The following is a 26,697-nucleotide window of genomic DNA, read 5'->3' as shown; positions in this document are numbered from 1 at the left end:
TGTCTAGGCTAAATTGAGATGTCCTCCTATCGGCCAGATCAGAATGTCCGTTTTAGTGGTGTGTGTGTTTGCCTTTAGTTGGTTTAGGTTTTGGACCTTTCTGTAGGGCGGTGGTGCTGGCCTGACCAGCGGTGTCTGGCCCAGGGTGGGGCGGTGCCAACTCATCGATGGCATGACGGAGATCCTGCTCGTCCAGGGCACGCTGTCGCTTGGTGTCTGGCGCGCTTCGGCGAGGCCGCAACGGCTGCCCCGACAAGGTTCTCGATGGGGTGCTGCCTGAGCGACGGTCATCTCGTTTGGCCTGCATCTGCTGCGCAATGGCCAGCACGTGGCCTAGCCGCTTGTTCTCCACCACCGCACCCTGATCGATCTCCGATAGGCGGTCATAGGTGGTGTAGGGTAGGGCAGCGCCATCGGCCCACAGCTCGATCCTGCCGTCCGGGTACTCTGCGACCTCGATATAGCGGTGGATCAGGCGCCGGTGCGCAGGTTGGTCTTCCAGCAGGTACAGCGTCTTGTCGTACTGCAGCGTGAGGCTGGCCGACACCTTGCGCCATTCGCGCCAGGTAAAGATCCGGTCGAGATCCTCATCGGGGCGCAGTGGCCGATGCGCGTTGAAATCGCTTCTGGGTATCCTGGCGAAGCGCACGTTGAAATCAGCCTGGAACACCGGGGCAAAGGCATTGGCGGCCTCCATGCTGGAGATGCCGCGCAGCCGCAATTCCTTGACCAGCCGGTCCTGCAGCGTGCCGTTCATCCGCTCCACACGGCCCTTGGCCTGACTGGTATTGGCACACAAACTCTCGATGTTCAGTTCGTACAGTGCTCGCCCGAATTGGGTATGCCCATCGCCGCCGGTGGCATTGGGCTGATTGACCCGGAAGATGCCCGCCTTGTCGGAATAGAATGCCACTGGCTTGCCATGGCGTTCCAGGTAGGCCCGTGTCGCCGCAAAGTAGCTAAATGCCGACTCGGTCGGCACGAACAACAACTGCATCAGCCGGCTGGTGGCATCGTCGACAAAGACCAGCAACGTGCAGGGCGGCCCGCGATCTTCGAACCAGGCGTGGTCGCTGCCGTCGATCTGGACCAGCTCGCCCAGGCAAGCGCGTCGGCGCCGCGGCTGGTGCACCTTGGGCGGACGCTGCTTCCTCGGCACCCAGAACCCGGCATCGATCATGATCCGGCGCACCGTTTCCTTGGCCAGATGGATGCCATGGCGCTCGCGCAGCTTCTCGCACGCGAGGGTCGGGCCAAAATCCGCATAAGCATCGCGAATCAGTTCGCGCACCCGCGCTTCCACGGCTCTTGGCAATTGCCGATGCCCAGGCTGTCCGCGCTGGCGCGACAGCAGTCCCACCGGACCATCCATACGCCAGCGCTGAATCAGACGTCGGACTTGCCGTGTTGTGATCCCCAGCCGCTCTGCAGCACGCACCTGCGCGAGCAGGCCCTCGGCTGTGGCTTGAATGACCTTGAAGCGGTCAACTTCGCGCAGGCTCATCGTGATCAGGCCTCGATCCTTCATGGCGCGCTCCAGTACCAACTGGGGCTACCAGTATAGGTCTGTCGAGGACATTTTGATCTGGCTGGAAGCAGACATCTGAATTTAGCCACCACAGTGCGCTGTCCGCATAATCTGTGTTATGTCAAATTAAGGAGCCTTGTGGGAAGCCGGCTTAGCACGTACTGCATCGGCTTCCAAAAGCATGTCGACATGTGTCATGCAAGCATGAGTTAGCACGAAAGCCAGTGAGTCGGGCGCCAAGTCAAGCGCCCTACGAAGCCAGCGTGAAAGCAACGCCAGCACCGCCAATGCGCGCTTCGTAGTTCCCTGCTTGCGTGACATCAACTGGGACAGTCAATGTCCCCGTGGTGACGATGGCGCCTTCGGCGATCTTGCTTTCCTGCCTGGCGAATTTCTCCCAGAGGAAGCCCAGGGACAGGAACGGCCTCGTGCGGTCGTCCCCCGTGAGGGAATTGGCGATACGCGCGCCATTCCACCAGAGCCCGGCATCGTCCGTGAACAGGGAGCCATCAGCGTAGCTGAGTTCGTCACCGCGAATCAGTGCGTGGAACCCGGCGTTATCGGCGATAAAGCTCGGCTGTCCAACAGATTTCCGATCCACGAATCTGCTGCACACTACCTCGACGGCGACCGTGGCGGACTTGATCATCGATGCGGCATCGAACACCTCATCGCCCGGCGACACCGAGCGGGAGAAACAGAATGCCACCTCGACTTCCAGGGTAGCGCCACGGCCGGGTGGCAGTTGCACGACCGCACCTGACCGCAACATGCGAGATGGGATAAGGACGCCGGTAGCCGGTGGATTCGGCAATTCCCCGCGCAAGCCACGGGGCGAGGCACCAGCCAGTTTCCACCCGGCGACGCCTTCACCCAATGTTTCCACTAAAGAGGCCTGGATTGCATAGCCCTGCTCCAGGGTTTTGGGACGCTCGGCTTCAGGTAACTCCTTCAGCGCCATTCCATTACGCGAAGCGGATGCCAACCTGTTGGCGGGGATAGTTGGATCGAATACTGCGTTGTTCATGTCCGTTCAGTCCAGCTTGATGTTCGTGTGCGTGATGAAGTTTGCCACACGGCCGGTGTCCTTCCGAATTGCGTCGGCCATTATCGATGCAGGCACCTTACAGGGAACCATTTTCCCGGCAAGCAGACTTCCCGCCGTCCTATGCCCATTCGCGCCACGGATTGCCGTGAAAATCGAATGCGGGAGTACCTCCACGCGCATCCTCTTCCAGCTGGACGAACCATACGGTACGGGTTTTGCCGGATCTCGACGGGATATCCAGTTTCTCCGTTTGCGCCACCGATACGGTGCAATCCGGCAGCAGTATCCCCTCGTATTCAAACTCGTTCGCGGACACCTTTGAAATCGATCTGAGACCCCCTTCGATTCTGTAGATGATGCAGCCGTCTTCGGGCTCGGCGCCTGCCACGTAGTCGCAGGCGAACGGCCTGAGTGCATAGGGGCTGCTTGTGAACGAAAGGAATGACCGGCTTTTCAGCGTGGTGCCGGCCGAAATCGAACCATTCTCCAGGCGGTCGACCAAGGTCTGATACCACTCCAGCCCCATCGTCCGCGTCGCCCGGTAAAACGTCATGGGCGATATCGGCAACTTGTCGAGCGCCTGCATCAGCAAGGTCTTTCTGTCCTCGACGAGCCATTTTTGATCGGACATCTCCGACATGGCCAGAAACTGGTTGATGTAATCCCACGAATTCCCGACGTAGGACTCTATCGCCTCCGCTTCGGCTGGTGTGAGATCGGCTCCCTGTCTGTAAAGCAGGCTGTCGATCGCCGAAGACAGGCGGATGGCATGCTCTGGAAAGCCATGAAATGAGAAGATGGCCTCAAGCAGCGTCCGGTTTTCATGATGACTGAGACGGCCGCGCAAATAGCTGTCGTCGAAACAGACGCGATTGGCCTCGATTTTCATGGCAGTGGCTCCGCTGGGCCCGTTCACATCCTGCCGAAACTAGGCCGGCTGCCATCGCGTGGCCTTCAGTTTTCGCTCTCATGCCCGCAAAGCAGCTCGTTGCCGATCAAATCCGACTTACTTGGTCTTGAACGCCGCGCGCCGATCCGCCCGTTCCATCGCGAAAACGCTGCCCACCGTAGCCTCCAGGTCCGCGCGCTCCACCGCCTTGCCGCAGTGCGGGCACACGCTGGCCAGGCCGACGTCGTGACCGCATTCCCGATGGACGAAGTGCATCGCGTGTTCCTCGTCCTTCTCCTTGCACCACTGCTCTCCCCACGCCCGTAGCGCGTAGATCACTGGATAGAAGGCCCAACCCTTGTCGGTCAGCCGGTACTCATAACGCAGCGGCTTCTCGCTATACGGCTGGCGCTCGATCATGCCGTCGGCCTCGAGTGCCTTCAGGCGCGTTGCCAGCATCTGCGGCGTGGCATCGGTCTGGATCTGCATTTCCTCGAAACGCGTTGCGCCCATGTACAGCTCCCTGAGCACCAGGGTGGTCCATCGATCGCCAACGATATCGACAGAGCGCGCCACCGGGCACACCGTATTTGTCTTCTCCGTCGCACGTGCCACGACTGCTCCCGTAGTTACTATTGTTTTCATAGTAGCACAGTACGCGCTGACAACAACCGCCCCGCCGATCCCCCTGAAAGCCTTGTCTTTCTTGACACTATGATTTTCATAGTTATACTTCCCAGGACCGATGCGTGAGACGTCACGGATCCCCCGACAAGCAGTCAGGCGCCACTGCAAGATGCGACTTCGCTCGCACATTTCCTCTGAATGGAGTACCGAAAATGTCCAACCCTGTGTATCCCGCGATGCGAACCGGCCTGCTGCTGGTGGACCCGTACAACGATTTTCTCTCCGACGGTGGCAAGCTGTTTCCGATGCTCCGGGATGTCGCCGACGACGTCCGCCTGCTGGATAACCTGCGCGCTTCGGTTGGCGCCGCGCGCGAGCGTGGCATCCAGGTGTTCTATGTACCGCATCGACGCTGGCAGCCGGGCGACTACGACAACTGGGATCACCCGAATCCGACGCAACGCCTGGTACAACAGCGTCACACCTTTGCCAAAGGGACGTGGGGTGGCGAATGGCATCCCGATTTTGTCCCGCAAGATGGCGACATCATCGTCCAGGAACACTGGGGCCAGAGCGGCTTTGCCAATACCGATCTCGACTTTCAGCTGAAGCAGCAAGGTGTCACGCACGTGATCGTCGTGGGCTTGCTGGCAAATACCTGCATTGAATCGACGGCCCGCTTTGCCATGGAACTGGGCTATCACGTCACGCTCGTGCGCGATGCCACCGCCGCTTTCCGCAAGGAAATGATGCACGCCGCGCATCATCTGAACGGCCCGACCTTCGCCCATGAAATCCTGACGACTGCCGAACTGGTCGCGGCCCTTCCCGCCGCATCGCAAGGGGCCGAAGCATGAACCTCACCGGCAATTTGCTGATTGGCGCGCAGGAAACAGGCGCCACCACGGGCAGCATGAAAGCACTGAATCCCGCGACGAACCTGAGCATCGAACCCTCCTTCGCATTCGGCGGTGCGTCCGAAGTCGATCGCGCCGCGCATCTGGCCGACGATGCATTCGATAGCTACAACAACACGAGTCTCGAAGTCCGCGCGGCGTTCCTGGAGCGTATTGCCGACGGTCTTGACGCCATCGCGTCCGAGCTGGCCCAACGTGCGTCGCTCGAAACCGGTCTGCCCGTCGCGCAGCTTGAAGGAGAGGCCGCGAAGTCGGCGACCCAGTTTCGCCAGTTCGCGACGGTCGTGCGCCAGGGGCGTTTTCGGCAGGCAACCATCGATCCGGCCCAACCGTCGCGCCAGCCTCGTCCGCGCATGGATCACCGCATGCAGAAGATCGCGCTGGGTCCGATTGCGATCTTCGGCGCGAGCAATTTCCCGATCTCGTATTCGGTCGCCGGCGGCGACACCGCATCGGCGCTGGCCGCCGGCTGCCCTGTCATCCTGAAGGCGCACAACGGCCACCCTGGCGCCTCCGAGATCCAGGGCCGGGTCATCCAGCAGGCCGTGAAAGACGCGGGTCTGCATGAAGGCGTGTTTTCGCTGCTACGCGGCGATGGCAACGAGATCGGCGAGGCGCTGGTGGAGCACCCGCTTATCAAGGGCGTGACCTTCACGGGCTCAGAAGGCGGCGGCATGGCGCTGTTCCGGCGCGCACAACTGCGTCCCGATCCGATCCCCGTCTTCACCGAGATGACCAGCGTCAACCCGACATTCGTCCTGCCGTCCGCCCTCTTCTCGCGCGGCAAGGACATCGGCGACGGCTTTGCCGAGCGCATGCTGGTGACGGTGGGTCAGGCCTGCCTGAAGCCCGCGATCCTGCTCGCCATCGACGGCATCGGCTTCAGCGAAATGAAGCAGGCGCTGATTGCCCGCATCGAAGCCATGCACGCCCGGACGATGCTGACGCCCGGTATCGCCACGATGTATCGCCGGAATGTGGATCGGCAACTGAGCGCCGGCGCGCAGCAGATTGCAATGGGTGGCGAACCGCAAGGAACGTGGGATGGCCAATCCTTCCTGTTCGAGGTCGATGGGGCGCGCCTGCTCGAGACACCATCGCTGTCGGAAGAGGTCTTCGGCCCCGCGGCGCTGCTCGTGCGCGTGAAGGACATCGATCAGATGGTTGCCATCGCCCGGCACTTCCGCGGCCAGCTCTCCGCGACGATGCAGATCGAGCAAGCCGATCACGCATTGGCGGCCCGGCTGTTGCCCATTCTTGAACGCCGCACCGGTCGCATCGTTATCAACGCCTTCGCGCATCCGCAGGAAGTGTCCGACGCGTCGATTCACGGTGGCCCGTTTCCCGCCACGTCCGATAGCCGCTTCACCTCGGTTGGCATGAGTGCGATCGAGCGATTCCTTCGGCCCGTCTGCTACCAGGGCTTCCCGGACGAGCTATTGCCGGAAGCGCTCAGGCATGACAATCCGCGCGGCCTCTGGCGCCTGACAGACGGCGCATTGTCGAAGGCTTGATTCACCCCGCGAACGAGTCCAACTCAGGAGATCCCATGTGGATTGCCTTTGATGTCGCCGAAGCATCGGCCGGCATCAAAGGCGGTTCGACTGTTTCCATGGCTGTTTCCCTGACAGCAACACCGCCTGCGCCCGGCAGGCCATGTCCGAGCGCCGAGGCCACTCCGCGCTGACCACTATCCGCGTCAAGCAGAGACACCATGCGTATCGGTGTCAGATGCCGCATCCACGCGGAATGAAACAACAACATCCCTTGAAAGCATCGCTTTAAAGCTGCCAACGCGTGCCTGCATCGAGCCCATCGAGCGTGGGTGCGCAGGCAAATGATGCAGACAATTCGGATGACAATTTCCGTCACCAGACATACAAAAATCGTCGCTTTACCTGCAAGAACATGTCAATTGACATCTATTTGGACGTTGTTCATCATCGCGGCGGCCACGGGGAATGGTGGCCCCAATCTTGCGAACAGAAGAACTGAAACGCGTTCGCCAGGTATCGAAGAGAAATACATCGATTAGACGTTTCCAAATAAAAAGAAAGGGTCAATAACGTCATGAAATACCTTGCTCACCTCCGTGGGCCGGCCTCCCTATTGGCCGCAATTCTCCTTGTGACAGCGTGTGGTGGCGGAGGTGGCGATGGCGCTTCGACGTCATCCACGGCAGAGCCGCTAGGCTATACACCGCTGTTTGCCTCCGATACGCCGGCCATGGAGCAAATCCAGTACCGCGAACCCGATGGCACGCTCGTGACGCTGATGGGCTCCCGCCCGACCGAGCGCCACGCGCGCGAACGCGGCGAAGCATGGGATGCGCCCGATGCCGGTCCGGGCCGCTACCTGACATTTCCAACGTTCTATTTCCAGAACAGGACATTTGGCCTGGAAATCCGCGATGGCGTGCCCGCCGGGCGCCAGCGCATCGAGGTCTACCTGCGCGTGAACCAGGGCATTTTCGATGGCACGACGTTCAGCCTCTTCCGCAATGTGCTCGATCCCACCGTGCGCGACTACGGCTGGTCGCTGAACTACGGATTCAACAATCCGAAGGAAGGCGGACTGCCGATCTGCCGCGAAGGCCAGCCACGCGAAGATTGCATGATGGTGTTCGATTCCAACTGGCGCACGGATCCGCATAGTCCACTGAAAATTGGCGACAAGGTCGAACTGGCACCCGCGCCGCGTCTGAAGCGCGATCCGGTCGTCGATGGCGGCGGCAGCCGCTACTACTCGTTCGAGCAGCTCTATGTCGTCGGCGTGGGCATGCGGCCGTGGTACGGCATTGCGCCGAACCTCGATTCGGAGCCGCTGCCCGACGACACGTTGCTGGGCGGCCTGGCCAGTATTTCGTACAACTATTCGGAAGAGCCGATGCGGGTCTTCCAGCAGATGTCGAACAATATCGGCATTGCCAACACCCAGCGCTTTGTCGAGGGTCGCCGCCTGTTCCACACGTCGTTCATGGATGGCACGCACTCGGAGCACGACAAGGACAACCCGGTATTCACGGCGCACATCGGCCAGCTCGGCCCGCGCTACAACCAGCCGCGCTGTATCGAGTGCCACACCAACAACGGCCGCAGCAAGGCGGCGGGCATTGGCGCGACGCTCGACACGATCTCCTTCCTGACGGCAACCGCCGACGGCAAGGCGGACCCGGTCTATGGCTTCAACGTGCAACAGCACGCGCAGGACCGCGCCGCGCCCGCCTATGACGTGACCGTGAAGTCGTACGAGACGATAGTGCGTACCTTGCCCGATGGCGAGAAGGTGGAGCTGGTCAAGCCGGTCTACGCGTTCAAGGGGCCGACGCCAGCGGTTTTCTCGACGCGCCAGGCGCCGCAGGTCATCGGCATGGGCTTGCTCGAGGCCATACCCGAGGCGACGATCCTCGGTCTCGCCGATCCGACCGATGCCAACGGCGACGGCATCAAGGGCACGCCGAACTTCGTGATCGACCCCGAAACGGGCAGGACCCACCTGGGCCGGTTTGGCTGGAAGGCTTCGAAGGGAAGCATCAGGCAGCAGGTGGCGGACGCACTGCTCAAGGACATGGGCGTCACCTCGCCGATCTTCCCGGATCGGGGTTGCCAGCGCGGCGCGCCGGATTGTCGCGGGTCGACCGTGCCCTCCTCGGTCAGCGAGACCGAGCTGCAGCGCCTGTCGAACTATCTGTCGCTCATCGGGGTGCCGGCCCAGCGCAAGCTGCGCAGCGGATTCCCGGACGGCATTCGGGTATCGCCCGAGCATGACGTGAATCCGACGCAGATCGCGCGCGGCAGCGACCTGTTTGCGCAGGTCCGCTGCGTGGCCTGCCACACGCCGACCATGAAGACCGGCAATACGCACCCGTTTGCAGAGCTGCGCGAGCAGACGATCCATCCGTACACCGATCTGCTGCTGCACAACATGGGTCCGGACCTGGCTGACACGCTGTCTGAAGGCCGCGCCTACCCTGCTCAATGGCGGACCGCGCCGCTGTGGGGCATCGGATCGCTGCGCTTTGTGCAGGGCGCCGATGCGAATGTGCGTCTGCTCCATGATGGCCGGGCGCGCAACATGACGGAAGCCATCCTGTGGCACGGCGGCGAGGCAACGGACAGCCGCACGCGCTATGAATCGCTCTCGAAGGCCGACCGCGACGCCATCACGGCGTTCCTGCAGTCCCTGTAATCCGCCTTGCCTGCTCACCCCCGCAAACCGGGGTGAGCAGGCTCACACAGTTCTCTCTCGGAATGTTCAATGAGTGTGCGTAACGTGATCGGCCACGGTGCGTTGGCCCTGATGATGGCATTCGCCATGACAGCATGCGGCGGCGGCGGGGATGCCGCCTCGACGAGCGGCAGCAACGGAAGCTCCGGCAATGGCGGCGGCCTCACACCCGCCACGCCGCCGGGGGCGCCCACAACCATTCAAAAAAGCGCCAAGCGCGGGATCGCCTACGATCTGGCCAGCGCGGCCGACTTCGCCGCCCTCGCCCCCGGTGTGTCCTGGTGGTACAACTGGGCATCGCAACCGAACGCCGCGGCGCCTGCGAACGTCAAGACGGCTCATGGCATGGACTACATCCCCATGCTCTGGAACGACAGCTTCAACGCCGCCGCCGTGGAGACCTATCTGCACGCCCATCCGGAGATCAAGTATCTGCTGTTGATGAACGAGCCGAATCTCGTCGACCAGGCCAACCTGACGCCGACAGCCGCCGCTGCCGCGTGGCCACGCTACGAGAGCATCGCCGCCCATACCGGGGTGAAGCTGGTGGGCCCCACCGTGACATGGGGAACGATGCCCGGCTTCCAGGACCCGGTGATGTGGCTTGACGCGTTCTATACCGCGTATCGTGCCGCCAACGGCAACCGGGACCCGCGGATCGACTACCTGGCCTTCCACTGGTACGACTATGGCCTGGGCGGCCAGCTCGACCGCCTTGCCAAGTACGGCAAGCCGTTCTGGGTGACGGAGTTTGCCAACTGGCACTCCAACAACGATGGCGCGCAGATCGACACGATAGACAAGCAGAAGCAGCAAATGCAGGACATGGTGGCAACCTGCGAGCAGCGCCCCGATGTGTTCCGCTATGCCTGGTTCACGGGCCGATGGAACAACGACGTCCATTTCACGAGCCTGCTTGCCGCCGACGGACAGCTGACGGCGCTTGGCCGCTACTACCTGACGCTGCCGTACTGATTCGGCGCGGGCGCCAGCGCGCGACTCCCCCCTCCTCTCCTCCCTCGTCCCGCGCGCCACGGCGCGGGCACCATACCCATCTGGCATTCGCCCGGCATGCGCCGGGCGCCCCGCCTGCCCGGCATTCGCCCTCGCCCTCGCCCCAATCGGGTCGACATTCGACGACCGGATTCATGACTCCATTCACTTCCACTGCATGTGTATTGGAATAAATCGATCGAGTTCAATAATCTCCGTCGTGGTAAACCATAAAACCCATCATTTCTCCGGACGATCGTTTTTTCACGCCGAGCCGATCGAATTTGACTGCACGCGGGAAATGGATCGAAAGATTACAGGTTTGTCATTTTACTGGATTACGTTTTTGTCATTTGACGGGGAATTGCCAAAAAAGCGTTTGGCTTTCACCTATAAATGGAAATCACAGGCTGCGGACTGGTGTCACGCAGCGTGCCTCAGCCCGCCGGCGCGCCAGCGGGCTTTTTTTTGCCTCGATTATTGATAACCACCGGATTTGGGCTCTCGCTATTGATTCCATTAATCACTGGATTGAGTGAAAACCCTGCCGCGTCTTTGGCTTGACTTAGCTGGTATATCACATACCTTGTATTCGACCGCCCTTTTGAATTAATCGGGTTGGCATGCGATTTATTCCTTTTCGTAAAGCGGACGTCGCAACCAAGAAATCGGAGGCATAAAATGAAAATGGCTAAATACCAGCCAGGGAGCCGTGCGTCCCTGTGTCGATTTGAATCGTCGGACAGGAAGCATCCGTCCACCCAGGGAGCGCGCCATGAATAATCCCTCCACGGCGGCGCTCAGCCCGCATCAGCCGGCATCCGACAAAACCCGCTGGCTGCAACTCGCGGTGGGCGTGATCTGCATGATCGCCACCGCGAATATCCAGTACGCATGGACGCTGTTCGTCCCCGAGATCCAGGACACCTACGGCTGGCCTCGCGCACAGATCCAGGTCGCCTTCACACTCTTCGTGCTGGTCCAGACCTGGCTCGCGCCGATCGAAGGCTACTTCATCGACAAGTTCGGCCCGCGCCTGATGGTCGCCTTTGGCGCGCTGTTCATCGGCGCGGCATGGGTCATCAATTCCCAGGCCACCACGCTGATGGGCTTCTACTTCGGCGCGGCCGTCGGCGGTATCGGCGTGGGCTCGATCTATGCCACTTGCATCAACAACGCGCTCAAGTGGTTCCCGGATCGCCGTGGTCTTGCCGTGGGCCTTACCGCTGGCGGTTACGGCGCGGGCTCGGCTGCCACGATCCTGCCCATCGCGGCCATGATCGAGTCGTCGGGCTTCCAGGACACGTTCTTCTTCTTCGGCATCCTGCAAGGCTCCATCGCCTTTGTCGCCGCATGGTTCCTGCGCTCGCCCAAACCCACGGAGGTCAGGGCTTCGCAGAAACTCGTCCAGGCCACGCGCGACTACACACTCAAGGAAGCGCTTTGCACCAGGCTGTTCTGGCTGATGCTGGTGATGTTCATCCTCGTGGTCACCGGCGGCATGATGGCCGTCGCGCAGCTCGGCGTCATCGCCAAGGACCTGGGCGTGAAGGAGTTCCAGGTGGACCTGCACTTCTTCGTGATGGCGGCGCTGCCGCTTGCGCTGATGCTTGACCGCATCATGAACGGCATCTCGCGTCCGCTGTTCGGCTGGATCTCCGACCATATCGGCCGGGAAAAGACCATGGTCATCGCCTTCACACTGGAAGGGATCGGCATCATCGCGCTCGGCTATTTCGGCAGCAATCCGTACGCGTTCCTGATCCTGTCCGGGGTGGTGTTCCTGGCCTGGGGCGAGGTCTATTCACTGTTCTCGGCGCTGGCTGGCGATGCCTTCGGCACCAAGCACATCGGCAAGATCTACGGCGTGCTCTATACCGCCAAGGGTATCGGGGCGCTGTTCGTCCCGATCGGCAACCTGATGATGGAGGCCACCGGCACATGGTCGACGGTGCTCTACACCGTCGCCGCCATGGACCTGACCGCCGCCTTCCTCGCGATCATGGTGCTGCGTCCGGTGCTGGCTTCGCATGTGGCGAAATCCAGAAGCCTCTTCGCCAGGGAGACGGCTGCCGGCGGCGCGGCGGTCGGCGCCTGATCGGCCGGGTCCGGCTGTGTCCCATCACGGCACGCAAAATCCATGCGATGTGCCCGAATCAGCACGGCCGGACCCTGCTTTCTCATAGCGGACCGAACAATGTTAAGTGCCCGGAACTTCGGGGTTAAGCAAGACTAATTTGCTTTCCTCGCCAGCGCGTTCCACTCTGTAAGATCCTGCGCCGCGCGGTCTGGCGAATCCTGCGGCCACGACGGAGGGCACCATCGATGGCCACCAGCGAAGTCAGCCAGTACGCGCTCGATCTGGGAAGCAGCCTGCGGCGAGTGCTCGGCCCTGCCGCACCCACCGCCGACCTGGATGCCCTTGCCGCCGCCGCGCAGCAACTGGCCGACATGGCCGCCAACCCGCCCTCCGCCGCCGCGTGGTCGGCCGCCACCGATGCCTGGGAGACCGCACGCAACAAGCTGACCGGGCAGCTTCGCCAATATCTGCTCGATGGCCTGCCCGATATCCCCGGCCTGGGCGACCTTGCCGGCTCGCTCGGCTGGGACAGCCCCGAAGGCCTGCATGGCGACGTTTCCCTCGGGCCGCTTCGGCTGTCGTTTTCATCGTCATCGCTCGTGCTGCAGCCCAGGCTGCCGGATGGCACCGTCCTGCCGGCGCTGACCGTCGGCCCCTATCAGCCTTCGGGCATTGGCGCCTCCCTGACCTCGCCCCTGGGCGGCGGCCTGCCCGGTGGCGGGTCGATCGTGCGGCTGGCCGATGCCCCCGGCTTTGGCGGCACGCTCAATGTGCCGCTGGGCGCCCTCTCCATCAGCGCCTCGGCGGTGCTGGAGCGCCTGCCTGACGGCGTGCCCTCCTTCATGGCGGTAATGGGCGTGTCGTTCAATCCGCCGATCCAGCTGTCATTCGGCTTTTCGCTGGACCGCGTGGGTGGCCTGATCGGCGTGCACCGCACGGCAGCGACCGATGCGCTGACGATTGCCGTGCGCACCGGTGCGGCGGCCGATGCGCTGTTTGCCACGCGTCCGCCCGCCAGCCCGAACGCGCTGATCGACAGCCTGCGGCGCTTCTTTCCCGCCTTCCATGGCCGCCATCTGATCGCCCCCACGCTGCGTCTGGCATGGCTGTCGATTGGCGCGGGCAGCTTCCTGTCGCTCGACCTCGGCGTGGTGGTGGAAATCCCCAGCGGAAAAGTCGTGGTGATGGGCGTGGCCCGCGCCGGCATTCCGGGGACGCCCGGTCTGATCCATCTGCGGCTGGACGTCCTTGGCATCGTCGACCCGGCCCAGTCGCTGGTGTCGGTGGATGCCAGCCTGGTCGACAGCCACGTGCTCGGCATCTTCTCCGTGTTTGGCGATGCCGCGCTGCGCCTGAACTGGGGCAGCCAGGCCTATACCGTGGTGTCGATTGGCGGCTTCTATCCGGGCTTCAATCCCGAGCCCGCGCAGTTGCCCGCGATGCGCCGGGTCGGGCTGGCGCTTGAACAAGGCGGCGGCCTGATCGAGATCCGCGCCGAGGGCTACCTGGCTTTCACCACCAACACCATCCAGCTCGGCGGCCGGCTGGATATCACCATCTTCATGGGCCTTTCCGCCCACGGCTTCCTGCAACTCGATGCGCTGGTGCAGTTCCGGCCGTTTGCCTTTGTCGCCAACGCCGCCGCCGGGTTCGACGTGCGTGCCGGCGGCTTCAGCTTCGGCGGCGTCCGGCTCGATGGCACCGTGTCCGGCCCGGGCCCGCTGGTGGTACGCGGCAGGCTGACCATCGAGACGTTTCTGTTCGACATCTCCTGGGACGAGACCTTTTCCCTCGGCAGCGGCCCCGCCGACATGGCGCCAAGCCCGGGCGCATTGCTCGCCATCATGCAGGAGGAAGTCACCCGCGCCGGCAACGTGCGCGCGGCGTCCGTGAATGATCCCGCCGTGGTGCTGGCCCCGCGCGCGACCCGTGACGGCGTGGCCGCGGTTCCGCCCACGGGCGCGCTGCAATGGTCGCAGCGCCGCGCGCCGCTGGGATTTCCGGTCGATCGCGTGGACGGCCTGCCGCTGCCCGTGCGGGTTGGCGTGCGCGTCACCACGCCCGGCTCGCCGGTGACCGAACGCTTCGCCCCCGGCAACTACTGCAATCTCAACGCGGCCGAACAACTCAACCGCCCGCCCTTCGACGTACTCGATGCCGGCCTCGTGCTCGGCAGCGGCGCGCCGCAGACCAGCGCGAAACTGACCGATAACCGCGATGTGGATGTGATCGTCCTGCCCGCCAATCCGCCCGGGCTGACCGGCAAGGCCATCAGCCTCGTCGCGGCCAGCGGGCTGGTCACCGCCAGCCAGCGAGCGCCGGCACTGGGCAGCACGGATGCACTGATTCACGCGCAGCACGAAACGTGGGCCACCGTGCCGCCGACGGACTTTCCCAGCTACACCAGCGCCACCGCCGCGCACGCCTTCGCCAAGGGCAACACCACCGGCGGCGCCGTGCCGATGGCGGATTTCCTCGCACCCATCGACCTGTCAGGGATCTGAACATGGCCGACTTCTTCTCCTGGTACGTTTCCCCGCTGCGCTACGGCGCCACCGGCGATATCGTGTCGGGCCGGCTGCAGGCTGCCGCAACCGTCGCGCTGGAGGAAGTCGGCGTGAACGGACCGCGCTCGGCCACGGCCCCCGCGCCTTACGAGCTGTTTGGCCCCGGCGACGTCGCGCGCCTTTCCCCCGGTGTGACCACGCGCCGGTTTCCCGCCCCGGGTGCGTGCGACGCGGAGGCGACCAAGCGCGCGCTGATCGAGTTCAGCCACGCCGATACCCTCGACCTGCCGTGGCGCTATTCTCCGGACCCGCGCCTCCCCAACGCCATCCGCCCCTGGCTGGTGCTGGTGGTCGGTGTGCCCGGAGACGTGCTGCCCGGCCGCGATGGCCGCGTCACGCTCTCCGCGCAGGCGCAGGCCGACCACGTGCTGACGCAATCGCATCTGTGGGCGCATGTGCACGTGGTGGACGGCGTGACCTACAGCCGCATCCTGAGCCCCAAAATCCTGCAGGCGATGACCGCCTACAACGCCTGCCTCGTGCCTGCATATGTGGTGGAGCCGGACGGCACGCTGCGCGATGCATGGCCGGCCGGTGCCGGACAGCCCGTGCGGCTGCCGTGCTTCGACAGCTGGAGTTTTCGTACCGGCGAGGCGGGCGACTTCGGCGACATCGCCAGCCGGTTGCAAACCCCCGCAGCCACGGAACTGGACGACACCTTTGGCCGTGCCGACCTCACCTACCTGCGCCGCAAGCCGCCGGGGCCGGGCGAGCCGCCCAGTGCCACGCTGCATGCGGCGGGCGCCCTGCAACGACCGAGCATGGCGGGCGTGCCGTTCGCCGCCGCCGATCCGTGGGTGGCTGCCGAGATCGCCGCGCTGGCCGATGCCCTGCCCGCGCCCGCCGGCCGCTGGGTGCTGACCGCGCCCGTCTATCACGCCCCCTTCACGCCACCGGGCACCGCGCCCGTGGCAGGCTGGAGCCACCAGTTCCATACCGATCCGCGCCAACGTGGTGCAGCCGGGCTGGGCGCGTGGGCCGGTATTGCGTGGCAGGACCGCATCGCCGATGCCGCCGCCATCCGCGCCGGCGACCTGGCCATCGCCCGCGAACGCGTCGGCAATGTCGCGCTGGGGCTGGAGGCAACGCGCTCGCTGTGGTTCCGGCATATGCCGCCCGATCCGGTCGACAAGCTCGCGGTGCTCGGCGCCATGCTCGGCCGCATGCCGGTGGACACCGAGCACACCGTGTCATCCGCGCTCACCGGCCGCACGCCGCAGATGGGCCCCGCAGTGTGGTCGTCGGCCGCGCGCCGGGCGATGCGGTCCGGCCCGGCACGCGCGGCGCTGACGCGCGATGGCGTCTTGCCCTATCGCAGCCTGCTCGACGCCGCAGCCGCCTGCCCGGCGCCGCCCGATGATCCCGAAGCCATCTGGAACATGCCGCATGAGGACGCCACGCGCGCCATACGCGATGCGCTGCGACACGCGTTTCCCGATGCCGGGCAGGCGGACGACCTGATGCAGCAATTGCAAGGCGTGGGCGGCCTGGACGACCTGAATCGACTGGCTGCGCTGTTTGCCGCGCTGGTGCCCGACGCCCACGGCAAGGTCAACCCGGACCGCGTGCTGCTGGCCGTGCGGCGCCCGCCTGCCGTCGTCAACGAAGAGGAAGTTGGCTCGTGGATCGACTCGCTCGGCAGGAGGCCGCGTCCGTGTCGCCCCGTCGACCTCGGCGAACTGGGGCAGCGCGTTGCCGATGCGGTCGACCCGTTTGCCGAGCCACCGCCCGTGGTGCGCCGCGTGCTGGGCACGCTGACGGGCATCACGGACATCGGCCCGGTCGAGATCGAGCCCGAGCTGGATCTGCCACTGTGGCGATTCCTCAATGACGCCGCCCCCGACTGGCTGCTGCCCGGCATTGGGGCGCTGCTGCCGGACCGTGTGGTGGCGCTGGCCACCAACCCCGCGTTTGTCGAAGGTTTTCTGGTGGGCGCGAACCACCAGACACTCGGCGAACTGCGCTGGCGCAACCTGCCCATCGCGCCGCGCTGGTCGCCGCTGCGCAAGTTCTGGCAGCGCGCGGGCGGCGAGCTGGACATCCTGCCGATCAAGAGTTGGCCCGACGCCAGTGACATGGGGAGTGCGGGATTCACACCCGGCGCTCGTGGGCTGGAAGCAGTGCTGTTGTTCCAGACGCCGCTGTTTCGCCGCTATCCCGCCACGGTGGTCTATCTCTACGAGGCCGACGCGGATTGGACGGCACCGGCTGCCGCCGTGCCGCTGGACGACAGCCGCAAGCATTTCCCCACCTTCACGGGCCGGGTCGGCGCCGATGTCACCTTTTTCGGTTTCGACGTGCAGCCGGCGGAGCTGGCCAAACACTGGGTGGTCCTCGAGGAGCCCCCGGCCGGATATCGCTTCTATGGCCGCCATCTCGGTCACGACATGCCGACGGCGCCCGCTGCCGACGGCGCGGCCTATGGCTCCGGCACCTTCGCGCCACCGGTGCGCGTGATGATCGGCAAGCTGGGGCTGGCATGAGCACCGTCGAAGTCCTGGCGCCGCTGCGTATCGAAACGCGCTTCTACGCGCCCGATGGCCAGCGGCCCGGCTGGCGGTTGCGCTTGCGCGTGTGGCCGGACGAGTTCTCGATGGCGCGCCGGCCGGCGCCGCCATCGCCCGAGGAACTCGACGTGTTCGATGACGTGCTGCGCCAGTATGCGGACGATGCCGACACGCGCTTGCGTGCGCTGGCCGCGCGGCTGGGCATGGAGCGCGCGATCTGGCTGCGGCGCACGGTGGAGATCGACAACAGCGGCGCCGTGCCGCGCGCCGACCGTAGCGCGGAAGCGGTGCGCAGCCCCGACGACTATCCCGACATCCACCAGCCCTACGGCCTGCCGCCCGCGCTGCGCGTATGGTTCCTTGAGGCTGGCGAGACCGTGCCGACACTCGCCGGCACGATGTACCCCGACCGTGGCCTGATCCTCAGTGACCTGGAGCTGGCGGCCTTCGCAGCACCTGCCGCGGATGGCGAACTGCCGCAGACCTGGTGGACGTCCTTCGACAAGGCGCGGGCCGCGGGTCTTGCGATCGAGATCCCGTTTCCGATCGGCGGGCCGCCGCCTGCGCTGGAGGCCATCATCGTGGCCGGGCTTGGCGACCTGGCACCGGAGCCGCTCGCCGCGATGCATGCCGCGACCGGCCGTCTCTCGGTACTGGTGCCGGGCACGCCCACCAACACCGTGGACGGCGAAGCCACGGCGGAAATGGGCGCGGACCCGGCTGCATGGACGAACGTCGATGCCGCGTTGCCGGTTGCGCACAGCGCCTCGGCAGCCGTGATGGCCGCACTGGCCGGCCCGGACGCCACACCGGTGGCCCTGCAAGCTGGCGATGCACCTGCCGAGGGCTACGGCCCGACCGTCGTGCGCGCCCTGTGGCCGGTGCTATGGGGGCATGCGCTGCGCGACGTGACCGGTGCCGGCGACGCCGAAGCGCAACTGGCCGATTGGGCCGCCAGCTACCTTGCGCCGGAGGGACCGTATCCGGCCATCCGCGTGGGCCCTCAACCTTACGGCCTGCTGCCTGCGACATTGCTCGCCGACTGGTCGGACCCCGACCTCACGGCCGGCCATGTCCGCGATTGGGTCGTGCCCTGGCGGGACGCCGCAGCGGCCGATGCCTCCGTCTACCCCGGCACGGTGGTCGGGGCCTCCGCCGCAGAGGCCGTCGAGCTGCTCGGGCAGCACGCGCCCACGCGCAGGTGGGGGCTGCGGCCGTTGTCCACGCTGCCTGTGGTCAACGCCATGCACGCCATGCGCGGCCTTGCGCCCTCCATGCCGAGCCCGTGGGATCACGATACGGCCGCCAGCATCGGCGGACGCAAGACACCGCTCGCGCCCCTTGGGCCGTTCTGGCACGTTGCCGACCTGCCCGGCTCCACGCCCGATGGCGAGGCCGACGACCCCGACACCCTGCGCGTGCTGCTCGACACCGACAGTGAGGCGTTCCCCCTGCGCTGGCAGCGCAAGCTCGGCTTGCTGGGCCATCTCATCTTCGAAACCGTCTGCCTGCTGCGCGCCAGCGTGGGGCAGGCGCGCGAAGCCATGGACGCCGGCCTGCCCGTCGACCCGGCTGCGCCGCTGCCGCTGCAGGCCGGTACGGACGTGCTGGTGAAGCTCGTGCAGCGCGGGTACTCCGGCGCGCTGGCCAATCCGCATCTGAACGATCTGCTATCGGGCGATGCCGGCGCGCAGCGCGTGGCCAAGCGCTACATCACCGGCATGGAAGCGCTTATCGGTCTGGTCGAGGTCTATGCCAGCGATGGACATGGCGTCTTTGCCTGTGTGCTGGCCGCGCTGGACACCGCCAGCCATCGCGTCGACCCGTGGATCACGGGGCTGGCGACCGAGCGCCTGCGCCAGCTCCACGCCGCGCGCGCGCCGTGGCGGCTCGGGGCCTATGGCTGGGTAGATCGACCCGCGCCCTACGACGCGGCCAATCCGGGGCAAGGCCTGCCACCAGGCCCCACCGCAGCCGGCCTGCTGCACGCCCCCTCGCCCACGCAGGCGATGACGGCGGCGTTGCTCCGCGACGCGGCCATCCGCTACCCCGGCGACGCGCGGTGGCAGATCGCCATCGATTCCGGCAAGGTGCGCGCCGCCGCCCGGCTGGCCGAACGCGTGCGGCTGGGCCTGCATCCGTACGAGGCGCTGGGGCTCGAAGTCGAACGCATCGTTGGCGACTGGGACACCGTGCGCGCGCTGCGCCAGCAGTTTCCGCTGCGCGACACGCACGCCGGGCAACGCTGCTGCGACGGCGCACGGGTGCTGCGCCTGCTGTTTCGTCCCCAACCCGGTGACCCGCCTGCGCCCGCCTTCGCCCCCGACGTGCGCGCGGCCCTGGCGGTATGCGACGCGGCGCTCGATACCTATGCGGACCTGCTGGTCGCCGATGGCATTCACGCGCTGGTGTCGGGGCAAGGGGGCGTGGGCAACGCCGCCATGGAAGCAGCCGCAGGGCTCGGCGCGCCGCCGGACCTCCGCGCCATCCGCACGCCGCGCCAGGCCAGCAGCGTACGCGTGTCGGCCTGGGCCCTGCTGCCACCGGGCCATTTGCGCGGCACGTCCGCCTCGCCCGCGCTGCAGGCCGACCCGGCGTTCGCAGACCTGCTCGATGCCGAACTCGGGCCGCCACAGGACTGGACCTGGACCATCGGCGCCGACACGGTCAGTCTGGTCGACCGGGGCCTGCATGGCGCGGACGCGCTGGCGCTCGGCGATGCCGATCTCTCCCGCCTGCTGCGTGGCAGCCTTGACGCGACGCTGCCGGTTGTTGCGGGGTCCGGCGCCGACAAGCTCGCACGTGCCAGCCGGCTGGCCGAACTGCTCGGCGGCGGCGACAGCAACCCGCCCGTGCCGGGGACCACAGACGGGCGCGACGACGAACACGCGCCCGCCACGCCGCTGCGCGACGCCATGCTGGCTGACCTGTCCACCCGATTGGTGGCCTTGCGTACGCGCCTGCAAGGGCTGCTCGCCACCTTCGACGGCATCGATTTCAACGATCCCGCCAATGGCGACTGGTGCCTGGCGCAATGCCGGCTATGGCAAGCCACGCAGGCCGGCGACGAAGAGCCGTTGGCGCAGGCCCGTGCGCGTCTGCAGGCGCGCCTCCCCGTGGTGGCGGGGCCGGGCGTGAACGGGCTCCGCCAGGCCATCCGCGCGCTGGCGGGCCAACCGCGCCTGCCCGTGCTGCCGGTCATCCCGTCAAATCTCGCACCCACCATGGCCGTGGCGGACGTCAATGCCGACGGCCGCCCGGAGACCGACCGCACATGGCTCGAAATCGTTGCAGCGGTACGGCCCCGGCTGGCGCTGCTCGAAGCCCGGCAACTGGATGCGACCGCGATCCCCTGGCGCGCGATGGTGGCGACGCCGTCCGGGTCAGCCGATCCGTGGACCCGCACGGGGCCGGTCATCGTGGCCTATGGGCCGGATCCGGGTGCCCTGCCGGACAGCATGGCGATTGCCTGCCTGGATGCGTGGAACGATGCGATTCCATCGGAACAGCACGTCACCAGCGCTGCCTTCGGCTTCAACGGCCCCAAGTCGCGTGCGCCGCAGGCGGTGTTGCTGGCGGTCCCGCCCGATGCCACCCAGCGCCTGACGGATGCGCAACTGGCCGCGCTGGTGCTGGAAACCCGGCTGCTTGCCCGCGCGCGGGCCAACCGGCCGCGACCGGGCGCCCGCGTGGCCACGCCCGCTGCGTTGTCATCGTTCCCGGCGATGTTCTGGTCCCCGTGGACCTGATGTCGCTTCCGCCCTCGCTCCCGACCCCGACCGGATTGCGGCCATGACCATGCCCTTTCACTTCTGGCTCGAACCCCTCAGCCCGCCCACGGACTTCGAGAACGGTTTGCGCGCCCGCGTGGCGGACCCGGTGTGGTTCCTGACGCGGCAATGGCAGCTCGGCGAGTTGCAGGGCGAGGATGCCTCCAGTCCGATATCGGTGGCACTCAGCGTCACGCATGAGCCGCTGCAGTACGCGCCGCGCCGGCCCGACCTCGATCCGACCGTGGTGCCCGCCGAACCGCTGGTGGAAGCCGAGCCGGGCGACTGGTGGACGCTGGGCCGACGCGCGCGCCTGGGCCGTGCTGCGGCGCCATTGCTTTCCCCATTGCTCGCCGCACTGTCGCCGCAAAGGCTGGCGACGCTGCGCTTTGGCGACCTGCCGCCGCCCTATGAGGCGTTGTCCGGCACGCTCGACGGGCGCGCCATCTTCACGGCCGGCGTGCTGGCGGGCCATGCGCTGTGGGCGGAGGTGCCCTCGCCGCCCGCCGACAACTGGTCTGCCCGCCGGCTGACGCATGACGCCCGCTTTAGCGCGGGATCGCGCCGGCTGGAAATCCGCGAGCACGATGGCGGGGACCTGGACTGGTTTTCCGCCGATGGCGGCGGCTCGGTCTTGCGCCCGACCGGCGGCACGCCGGCAGAACCGCCACCGGCGCGACACGTGCTGGCCAGCCGCCTGTCCTACCCGGGCGCACCCAACCCGCGCTGGTGGCAGATCGAAGATCAGGCGGTGGACATCGGTGCCTTCTCGCCCGACCGCTCGCACCTTGGCACGGCGCTATTGCTGGACGTGGCGCTGGCGCATGCCGACGACTGGTTCTGGATTCCCGTGCCATCGCCGCTGCCGGGTGCCGGGGGCACGGCATCGCCCTCGTCCGGCGTGCTCGTCACCATTCGCCAGGCCGTGGTGCGCGATAGCTTCGGCGACACCTGGCCGCTGGCGCCGCCGCCGGTGGACGGGCCGCAGGCTTGGTCGCTGTTTCACACGGCCGGGCTGGACGCCGGCGCGCTGCTGATCTGGCCGGTGGCCGTGGCGCCTCACGCCGGACCGCTGCTGGACGACGTATCGCTGGGGATCGACGAAGACGCCAACGCGGCGTGGGCGGTGGAGTTGCGCGCTGACGGTCGCGTGCTGTTGCCCGACGACAAGACGGATGCCGCAGTCCGCGAGACCACGCGCACGGGCACGCGTCGGTTTCGCTACCTGCCATCCACCACCTTGCCCGCGCACTGGCATCCCTATCGACGCACGCATCCCGATGGGCTCTACGGCGACTGGCAACAAGGCATCGTGGCGGACCTCACCGGGGCCATGCCGCGTGTGCGGCCCGGTCCGGTCTCGCGCCTGATCGGCGGGCCATCGGGGCCGGGCTTCGGGCGCGGCCACGAGATAGCCGCCGAAGCCATCGCCAGCAGCGGCGTGGCCTTGCGGCGCCGTGCGCGGCTGGCTCGCGACACCCACGGCAGGCCGGTGCTGTGGATCGAGCGCAGCCGCACGCCGCTGGCGGGCCCGCCGGTCTCTCACTTGCGCTTCGACGTCATGACCGAGGACGTCGTGCCGCCCGGAGACAGTCATGGCTGATACGTGGATCGACGTGAAACTGCTGGATGGGTTTGTGCTGCCCTATGCCAGCGGGGCCGAGCAATCCCTGGGCGATTTGAAACCCTACTGGGACGATCTTGCCGCCACCTATCCCGACCTGCGGCTCGATCCGGGATTCGCGGACGAAGACGTGCCCGTGCTGGCCGACATGGTGGACACCGCGCGCATGCAAGGCGTGGAGCCCCCCGATCCGTTCGCTTGGTATCGGGTGGTCTGCGATGCCGCCGACGCCGAGGGGCTGACCGCGCTGTTGCAGGCGTTGCCGTTCGTCGAGTGGGCCGAGCCGCGGCAGGACCGCTATCCGGCGAGCCGCGTCGCCTATGGCACCAATTCGGAAACACTGGTGGCATTGCAATTGCGGCCCGCGCCACGCGGCGTGGATGCGCGCTATGCCTGGCGTGTGCCCGGCGGCACCGGGCGCGGTGTGCGCGTGGCAGATCTGGAGCACGGCTGGAATACCTCACACGAGGACCTGGCGACCGCACGGATCACGCCGTTCTCCGTGTTCGGCGCCGCCACCCAGGCCCAGAAGTACATCGACCACGGTACGTCCGCGATGGGCGTGGTGCTGGCGAGCGATAACGGCGGCGGCATCGTCGGCATCACGCCCGATGCCGACGGCTATCTGGTGACGGATATGCGCGCGGACGGCCAGGGCGACACGGCCCGGGCCTTGCGCGTTGCCGGCGACGCCGCGCGGCCCGGCGGCGTCGTCCTGATCGAACTGGCGAGTGCCCGGCCGTGGATGGTGCACAACGACGACGATCCGGCGCTGCCGGTGGAACTCTCACGGCAAGTGCAGACGGCTATCGAATTGCTGGTGTTCTTTGGCATCACGGTGGTCGAGCCGGCAGGCAATGCCGGGGTCGACATGGATAACCGCCAGGAGTGCGATCACTTCAATCCAGTGAAGGCCAGCTACCGGGATTCACTGGCGATCATGGTGGGCGGCGCGATACAGGACCGGCCGGCCGTCACCCCCGACGCGGTGGTGCCGCCGTGGAAGCGCGGTTCCAGCTTTGGCGCGCGCGTCGATTGCTTTGCCGACTTCGACAAGGCACACGCGCCCTACGACAACGCCGCCTATCCGTATCGGGATTTCGGCGGCACCTCGGGCGCGTCGGCGGTCATCGCCGGCGTGGTGTGCGCGATCCAGGGCATGTGCGCGGCCGCCCGGGACGGACAGTGCCTGTCTCCGACCGACATCCGCGCGTTGTTCCGTAATTCAAAGCTCTGCACGCCGGCCGGCCCGGACCCCGGTGGCGGCATCGGCGGCATGCCGGATCTGCGCAAGATCGCCGCCTACATGGGGTGGCCGCGCATCCTGCCCGCACCCGCCGCCGTGCCGGTGGCGGGCGACAGCGCCATCATCGTGCAGCTTGGCGCCGACGACCGGCTGAGCCTGCGCACGTGGTCCGCGCTGTTCGGTCTCGGCCCGGAATTGCCGCAGCCACCGGGCAAGGCGTTCGCGCTCTCGGACGCCCAGCCCGCGGTGCTGTTGTCGCTCGAAATAGCGCCGCTGCTGCGCACCGTATTCGAGGTGCTGATCACCGGCGCGGACGGCTCGCTGCGCTACTACTACTGGGACACCCTCGGCAACACCGGCGACATCGCACGCCTGCGCACACCGATCGGCACCCTGGCGCCGGGCTATGACCTCGCGGCAGGTCATCCTGTCAACGAGATCACGACCGTCGCCGGCATCACGCCGAACGGACGGCTGGTGGTGGTGGACTACGACGCCACCGTGATGGGCGATCATGATTTTTCCGACCCGGTGGATCTCGACGCGCTCAGCACCTACCGTCGTACGCCGGGGCCCGTGATGGTGGTGCGCAAACCGGGCATGCTCGACGTGGTGGCCATCGACGATGGCGGCGCGTTGCGCTGGATGGCCGGTGTGCCGGGTCCGGACGGCCACACCACGTTCTGGCACGAAGGCGTGGCCGCACAGTCGGAAATCGCGATGCAGCCCGGCGTCAAGCCCGGTCTGGCCAACAACCTTGGTGGCGTGGCGGCCGTGGCGGTGGGGACGGACGGTCTTCTCTACGCGTGCGGTTTCGGCTTGCAGCCCTTGCTGTTCGAAGCGCTGACGCCGGTCGGCCTGGCACCCGCCTTCGCACAGGAAGGCCAAGTGGGACTCGCCATGCTGCCGGGCGACACGCTGGTGGTGGCCGCCGTCAGCGCGGAGGGCCTGCTTCATGCCGCATTTCTCTCGCTGACCCCGGGCGCCGCCTGGACGCCATTGATCGCGATCGATGCCTACACGTCCGTCAGCCCGCTCGCCGGTGCCACCGTGGTCACGCAAGGCGAGCGGGCGATGGTCTTCGCGGTCTTGCCCGACGGCCGCCCGTGCCGCGCCGACTTCACACCCGGCACGGGATGGTCGTCGCTGGTGGCCGGCTAGCGCAGGCCAGCAACATCCCCCCTTCGCGGCGATCTGTCACGCCGACACGACACCACGATGACTTCGTGCGTTGGCCCACATAACCATAAGGGGCGGTGTGAGAGCCTTTGCTGTCGAAAAGACACGCTGTAGTCGGTAAATCCAAAGCTCAGTCGAAAAAAAAAGTGTCAGGCCCCCACCTGCCACCAGGCGTCATTTTTTGTCGGAAGCGCGGTTTATTCATCACGTTTGTGCGCCTGGAATGCAAGCTATGACCCGAATCTCTGTCATCACCATCAATTTCAACAATCGTGACGGCCTGAGCCGCACCATGGACAGCGTGCAGATGCAGAGCCGCGATGACTATGTGCTCGAGTATCTCGTCATCGACGGCGGTTCCTCGGATGGCTCCGTCGAGCTGGCGCGCACGCGCCAGGCCGAGATCGACGTCTTCGTCAGCGAGCCGGATGGCGGCGTGTATCCCGCCATGAACAAGGGGTTGAACCTTGCCACCGGCGAATGGGCGGTGTTCATGAATTCGGGCGACTGCTTCGCCACACCCGATGCGCTGTCCACGGTCGTGCGCAGCGCCCGGCAGGGCGAAACGCCGTGGCTGATCTACGGCGACAACATCAGCCCGCGCGGCCTGGAGCCGGCGGCGCCATTGAGCCGGCTGCGCGCCGGCGTGATCCATGCCTGCCATCAGGCCATGGCCTTCCGTGTGTGCGACCTGCGCTACGAAGAGAAGTGGCGGATCTACTCCGACCTGGACTTCGTCATCCAGTACTACAAGCGATTCACGGCCAAGGCGTTTCGCTACGTGCAAGTGCCGCTGTCGTCGATCGAGGAAAGCGGACTTAGCGCAACCTACCCGTCGCAGAAGCGCCGCGAGAAGTTCGGCATCGTCTACGAGCGCCTCGGCGCCACCGGACTGCTGTTCGCGCTGGCTACGTCCTTGTTGACCGCACTCGATCTGCTATAGGGTCGACGGGCCGCCACCCCGGCGACCCGCATCTGGCGAGGCTCGACCGCTCACGCATGGATCAACGAGCGGCGAGCCTCGGCACGTCAGCGGCTGCTATCCGGCAACACGACAAAATCCTCGCTCCGGGCCAGTTCCCGCAAGGCTTGCATAAGCGCCTCCGGGGGACAAACCAGCTTGCGCCGGTTCAGATCGAGCCAGCCCGCCGTCGATGTGACGCGCGCCGCCAGCGTGCCCTGGCGATAGAAGTCGTTGCGCAGCGTCATGCGGCTGCCGTCATCGGAAAGCCCGGCAAGGCTCAAGGTAATGCGGACGTCGTCGAGTAGCTGGAACTCGCGGAAATACTCGATCTCGTCCTTCATCACCACCGGGCCCAGCCTGATGCGCATGAACTCGCTCATCGAGAAGCCGCAGCTTGAGAAGTACATCATCCGCACATCCGCGGCCTTGTCCAGATAGGCGGTATTGCGCATGTGGGCGTTGAAGTCCATATCGCCCCAGCCTGCGACCAGCACTTTTTCGTACATGTTATTGGCTCAGATCCAGTGAGTG

The 26,697-nt window shown here is 66.0% G+C and carries 17 protein-coding genes; 12 read left to right on the top strand and 5 right to left on the bottom strand.

Annotated elements, in window-relative coordinates:
• Positions 1–52: 52 nt before the first annotated feature.
• The 4 genes from BLR29_RS24210 to BLR29_RS24195 all read right to left on the bottom strand — a co-directional run bounded on the left by BLR29_RS24210 (position 53) and on the right by BLR29_RS24195 (position 4,080).
• A complete protein-coding gene (locus BLR29_RS24210; RefSeq protein ID WP_092140365.1) occupies positions 53–1,528 on the bottom strand; it encodes an ISNCY family transposase in 1,476 nt (491 codons plus the stop codon).
• Between the two features lie 250 nt (positions 1,529–1,778).
• Positions 1,779–2,555, bottom strand: a complete 777-nt coding sequence (locus tag BLR29_RS24205; RefSeq protein WP_143018515.1) for a hydratase — start codon at positions 2,553–2,555, stop codon at positions 1,779–1,781.
• Between the two features lie 139 nt (positions 2,556–2,694).
• Positions 2,695–3,465 (bottom strand): hypothetical protein, encoded by a 771-nt coding sequence (locus tag BLR29_RS24200; protein WP_092140363.1) that lies wholly within the window; start codon positions 3,463–3,465, stop codon positions 2,695–2,697.
• A 117-nt stretch (positions 3,466–3,582) separates the two neighbouring features.
• Positions 3,583–4,080, bottom strand: coding sequence for a winged helix-turn-helix transcriptional regulator (locus BLR29_RS24195; protein WP_092140360.1), 498 nt, complete (start codon positions 4,078–4,080; stop codon positions 3,583–3,585).
• Between the two features lie 224 nt (positions 4,081–4,304).
• Between BLR29_RS24195 and BLR29_RS24190 the strand changes: the two genes are divergently transcribed.
• The 12 genes from BLR29_RS24190 (at position 4,305) to BLR29_RS24140 (ending at position 26,145) form a co-directional block, all read left to right on the top strand.
• Positions 4,305–4,949, top strand: a complete 645-nt coding sequence (locus BLR29_RS24190) for a cysteine hydrolase family protein (protein ID WP_092140356.1) — start codon at positions 4,305–4,307, stop codon at positions 4,947–4,949.
• Positions 4,946–6,523: an aldehyde dehydrogenase (NADP(+)) gene (locus BLR29_RS24185; protein WP_092140354.1), complete on the top strand. Its 1,578-nt coding sequence runs from the start codon at positions 4,946–4,948 to the stop codon at positions 6,521–6,523. Before BLR29_RS24190 ends, BLR29_RS24185 begins: the two co-directional genes overlap by 4 nt.
• Positions 6,524–6,558: 35 nt before the next feature.
• On the top strand, positions 6,559–6,696 hold the full coding sequence (locus tag BLR29_RS32550) for a hypothetical protein (RefSeq protein WP_176861046.1): 138 nt from the start codon (positions 6,559–6,561) through the stop codon (positions 6,694–6,696).
• A gap of 539 nt (positions 6,697–7,235) precedes the next feature.
• Complete coding sequence (locus BLR29_RS24180) at positions 7,236–9,197, top strand: di-heme oxidoreductase family protein (protein WP_218132713.1); 1,962 nt, start codon at positions 7,236–7,238, stop codon at positions 9,195–9,197.
• A gap of 69 nt (positions 9,198–9,266) precedes the next feature.
• Positions 9,267–10,211: a glycosyl hydrolase gene (locus BLR29_RS24175; RefSeq protein ID WP_218132712.1), complete on the top strand. Its 945-nt coding sequence runs from the start codon at positions 9,267–9,269 to the stop codon at positions 10,209–10,211.
• Between the two features lie 793 nt (positions 10,212–11,004).
• Positions 11,005–12,327 carry an oxalate/formate MFS antiporter gene (oxlT, locus tag BLR29_RS24170; RefSeq protein WP_092140351.1) on the top strand — a complete coding sequence of 441 codons (1,323 nt, stop codon included), beginning with the start codon at positions 11,005–11,007 and terminating at the stop codon, positions 12,325–12,327.
• A 227-nt stretch (positions 12,328–12,554) separates the two neighbouring features.
• On the top strand, positions 12,555–14,813 hold the full coding sequence (locus tag BLR29_RS24165; RefSeq protein WP_092140350.1) for a DUF6603 domain-containing protein: 2,259 nt from the start codon (positions 12,555–12,557) through the stop codon (positions 14,811–14,813).
• 2 nt (positions 14,814–14,815) lie between these two features.
• Positions 14,816–17,359 carry a hypothetical protein gene (locus tag BLR29_RS24160; RefSeq protein WP_092140349.1) on the top strand — a complete coding sequence of 848 codons (2,544 nt, stop codon included), beginning with the start codon at positions 14,816–14,818 and terminating at the stop codon, positions 17,357–17,359.
• Complete coding sequence (locus BLR29_RS24155) at positions 17,356–21,132, top strand: hypothetical protein (RefSeq protein WP_092140348.1); 3,777 nt, start codon at positions 17,356–17,358, stop codon at positions 21,130–21,132. Before BLR29_RS24160 ends, BLR29_RS24155 begins: the two co-directional genes overlap by 4 nt.
• Before the next feature lie 43 nt (positions 21,133–21,175).
• A complete protein-coding gene (locus tag BLR29_RS24150) occupies positions 21,176–22,756 on the top strand; it encodes a hypothetical protein (RefSeq protein WP_092140347.1) in 1,581 nt (526 codons plus the stop codon).
• The gene (locus BLR29_RS24145) at positions 22,749–25,184 is read left to right on the top strand and encodes a S8 family serine peptidase (protein ID WP_092140343.1); all 2,436 of its coding nucleotides are present in this window, start codon (positions 22,749–22,751) and stop codon (positions 25,182–25,184) included. The genes BLR29_RS24150 and BLR29_RS24145 overlap by 8 nt, the downstream gene beginning before the upstream one ends.
• Positions 25,185–25,434: 250 nt before the next feature.
• Positions 25,435–26,145: a glycosyltransferase family 2 protein gene (locus BLR29_RS24140; RefSeq protein ID WP_176861045.1), complete on the top strand. Its 711-nt coding sequence runs from the start codon at positions 25,435–25,437 to the stop codon at positions 26,143–26,145.
• 86 nt (positions 26,146–26,231) lie between these two features.
• Here BLR29_RS24140 and BLR29_RS24135 read toward each other — a convergent pair whose 3' ends face one another.
• The gene (locus BLR29_RS24135; protein WP_092140340.1) at positions 26,232–26,672 is read right to left on the bottom strand and encodes a thioesterase family protein; all 441 of its coding nucleotides are present in this window, start codon (positions 26,670–26,672) and stop codon (positions 26,232–26,234) included.
• Positions 26,673–26,697: the final 25 nt, after the last annotated feature.

It is taken from the genome of Cupriavidus sp. YR651 (genome assembly GCF_900101625.1).
Classification (GTDB): domain Bacteria; phylum Pseudomonadota; class Gammaproteobacteria; order Burkholderiales; family Burkholderiaceae; genus Cupriavidus.
This window is presented reverse-complemented; position numbering and strand designations above follow the sequence as displayed.